Origin of the sequence: Saccharomonospora sp. (assembly GCF_027317685.1) — a bacterium.
Classification (GTDB): domain Bacteria; phylum Actinomycetota; class Actinomycetes; order Mycobacteriales; family Pseudonocardiaceae; genus Saccharomonospora.
Map to the genome: position 1 here is coordinate 1 of NZ_DAHVQP010000084.1, position 3499 is coordinate 3499.

At 65.6% G+C, this 3499-nt stretch carries 4 protein-coding genes; all 4 read left to right on the forward strand.

The features are described 5' to 3' along the window. The coding region (locus tag M7H19_RS10090) for a DUF3558 domain-containing protein (protein ID WP_298180066.1) at positions 1–236 on the forward strand (236 nt) is incomplete at its 5' end. 40 nt (positions 237–276) lie between these two features. Next, the gene (locus tag M7H19_RS10095; RefSeq protein ID WP_298180069.1) at positions 277–930 is read left to right on the forward strand and encodes a DUF3558 domain-containing protein; all 654 of its coding nucleotides are present in this window, start codon (positions 277–279) and stop codon (positions 928–930) included. A 50-nt stretch (positions 931–980) separates the two neighbouring features. Beyond that, complete coding sequence (locus tag M7H19_RS10100; protein ID WP_298180071.1) at positions 981–2282, forward strand: hypothetical protein; 1302 nt, start codon at positions 981–983, stop codon at positions 2280–2282. A gap of 6 nt (positions 2283–2288) precedes the next feature. Continuing rightward, entirely contained in the window at positions 2289–3035 is a 747-nt protein-coding gene (locus tag M7H19_RS10105; protein ID WP_363321362.1) for an ESX secretion-associated protein EspG, read from the forward strand. Positions 3036–3499: the final 464 nt, after the last annotated feature.

A 3499-nucleotide genomic window follows, 5' to 3' on the forward strand; every position in this document is an offset into this window, starting at 1 on the left:
CACAGGTAGAGGTGTGGCATGAGTTGCCGCCGATCGGTGGTTTTCCAGCTGTCGCATTCCAGAAGTACAAGGACCAGGTGTCCTGCACGGTTGCGGTCGGTTTGTCTGACGAGATCACGGTAGACGTACATGCGAATCCGAGTCGATCTAAGGATGGCGAGATTAGCCCATGTGACATGGCTCAGGACATGGCCGAGCTGTTGGTGGAGAACTTGAAGGAGCGTGCGGGCCGGTGATGGGAGGCTCTGGTTTTAGTGGGGGCAGGGGCTTCTTCAGATGAGTCGGGGTAGAGGCGCCGTGCTGGTTGGCGTGGTTGTGTTGTTGGTCGCTGGGTGTTCGGGTACGTCGGATGGCGTAGCGTCTCCCGTTTCCCCGAGCTCCGATGTTTCGCAGCCGGTGAGTTCGTCGTCGAGTGAGAGTCAGTTACCTGGGGGTCAGTTGCCGCATAGTGGTGCTCCGGCGGTGAGTGATCCGTTGCCGGAATCGGTGCTTGCGATTGATCCTTGTGAGGTTCTCACGCGTGATCAAGTGGAAGAGATGTTAGGCGATGACGCTCCTGAGGGGCAGCGCAATGACTTGAAGACCGGGCCATCCTGTGACTGGCAGGATCCGAAGTCGGGAGCAGGGTTCTCTGTCTATTTAGGCACGGAAACCAGGCAGGGCTTGAGCGGTTATTACCAAAGCACAAAGCCGCAGGCAGGTATCTGGCGAGAGATGCCGGAGTTTCATGGTTTTCCGGCTGTAGTTAGTTCAGCAGACGAGAGCCCGTATACCTCATGCCATATGGCTGTGGGATTGGCTGATGAATACACGATTTCGGTCGGAGTCACGCTGAGTCGGGACAGGATGGGCAAGGGAGACAAGTGTGAGCCTGTCCAAAAGATGGCCGAGTTGTTGGTGGAGAACCTGAAGGAGCGTGCGGGCCGGTGATGGGGAGTTCTGACGTTCTCACTAAGACGTACGAATTTTTTGGGATAGCCATGCCGTTGCCCGAGCTTGTGCGCCAGGTCAAGGCCGGTAACTCGACCGGATGGGAAAGCGGTGTCCAGGTCGCGCAGCAGTTGGCCGAAAGCCACATCGAGATCAGTGACCGTGGTCGTCGGGCGTTGACCGTGTTGGAGAGCGCGTGGACCGGTGGTGGTGCCGAGGCCGCGCAAGCCAGGATCAAGCCCGCCATCGAGGCGACGTACGAGGCTTCGAACACCTATGAGGGCAACGCGCGGGCGTTGGGTGACAGTGCCTCCGCCTTCGACCAGCTCAAGGCCTCGCTGATGCCGATGCCCGATGAGCCTCCGTCCCGCAACGCCTACGACTGGATCACTCCGTGGGACACCGACACCGAGGACGCCATCAACGAGTTCAAACATCTCGAAGAGCAGAATCGGCGGATCTACGAGAACTACGAACAGAACACGCAGTCGATGTCGCAACAGGCACGCATCGACTACGGGCAGATCGACGACAAGTTCGACGTCGACTTGAACATCGACAAGGACGACTCGGCCGGTAAGAGCAACGGCACGGGCACGATCACGTTCAACGAATCCGGTGGTGCGCACGCGGCCGCGCAAGGAGTGGGCGGTTCCGGATTATCCGGTGGTGTGGGAGCAGGTGGCGGCGGAATCTCCACACCGCCCTCTGTGTCGGGGCCGAACTCGGTGTCGGGCTCGGCCGGTGGTGGCAACTGGACACCCACCCCGTCGCCGTCCGGTGGGTCGAACACGTCGCTGTCGGGTTTCCAGCCGCCGACCGACACCCCGTCCGGACTCCGGCCCGGTGCCTACCAGCCTCCCGCCTTCGGGCCGGGACAACCGGGCTCATTCGGCGGTGGGCCGGGCGCTTCCGGTGGCTTCGGCCCGGGAGGCGGCTTCGGACCGACGGGCGGTTCCGTCCCCGGCGGCGGTTTCGGGCCGGTCGGCGGCGGTGCCGGGGTGCCGGGCGGTGGCGCCGGTGGCGTTGGTGGAGCCGGTGGGGTCGGCGGTGGTGCGGCCGGACCGGGCCGGGGAACCGGCGCGGCACCGTTCGGGCCGGGCGCCAACGCGGGCGCGCAACCCACGGCACAGCCCGGTGGAGCCGCGGGCGCGGGAGCTCGCCCCGGCGCGATGCCGATGGGCGCCATGGGCGGTGCCGGCCGTGGCGGCCAGGGCAGCGAGGACAACGAACACCAACGCAACTACGTGCAGGCGACCGACGAGGTGTTCTCTCTCGTCGACGAGGAGGGCGAGAAGCTGCGCGACCCCGAGACCGGGCACCTGATCGCCCCACCGACCATCGGCGGGTAGGTGACCGTGCCCGTACTCAGACGCCCCGTGGACGTTCCGCGAGTGGCTCTGCTGCACACCTGGACCCTCGAACGGCTCGGCGACCCGCACCCGGTGCTCGGGTCGCTGGGCCTCTACGTGCCACAGGACAGAAGAGCAGAGCTCACCCGGCGATGCCTGCAACTGCTCGCCGAACTGGGACTGGCCACCGGAGAGGTCCTCACCCCGGAGTTCCGCGACACGCTTCACACACTCGCCGAACCCGGACGCGAGTTGTACTGCTGGAGCTCCTTCGCCGACCCGGCACACGACAGCGCACACCTGGTGGCGGAACGTGCTGGTGAGGCGGTGGTCCTCTCGGTGCGAGGCGACGTCGTGGCCCTGCGACCGGTGGACCCGCGCTATCTGGTGGAGGAGTTCGTGACCACCCTGCCGCGAACCCCTCCCGCGTCCGTGCGTCCCCTGGTGGTGCCGCGGGGCGACGTCGAGAACCGGGACAGCGGTGACATGGCGAACACCGACCCGCTCGCCCATCCCGGCGCGGCCGACGAACTGCGGGCCCAGCTGAGCGCGCCGCGTGACGCGGCACACCAGTTGTACGGCGCGGTCACCTCCGACGGCACCCGCCGGAGGAGCAAGCCGCGGACGGCGATCGACGTGTCCGGGCTCGGCCGGATACTGGTGTTCCTCGACGGCGCGGACCGCGTGCACCGCCTGCCCGGGACGCCCGGCGCGCTGGCGGACACGTTGAGAGCCACCTGGAACGGCCTATGACCGGGCTCACCGCGGCAACCCTTTCGACACGCCGAATGTGTCGAGGATCACTGGTTGTGCCGTTCGCGGTTCACGCTCTTCCCTCCGTTGCTCCAACCGAGTGGACTCGGGGAACAAGAACCCCCGTTGGACTGGTTTCACCCCCAGGGGCCGCGTGCGGGGAGGCCGTAGCGGCAATGCCCGGCCCGGTAGGCCACGAAATCCGTGTTCGCGCTGAGCGGACACGGCATACCGCCGGAATTTGGATACGGGTCCGCTCGTTGTCCCTTACGTCAGTAACCAGCAACAAGTCGACTGTGAGCGGGTCCCTCGCGAATGCCTGTGGGTTCCGAGGGACTTCTCGATGTGGTACCGATCCGCACTAGTGGTAGGCCGACACACGTGCTCGGCTACTACAGTGGTCGTACGGTGCCGAGCTCACCGGTGAACGAGCCGGACGAGATCGGGCCGCCGGCGCAGCAGTC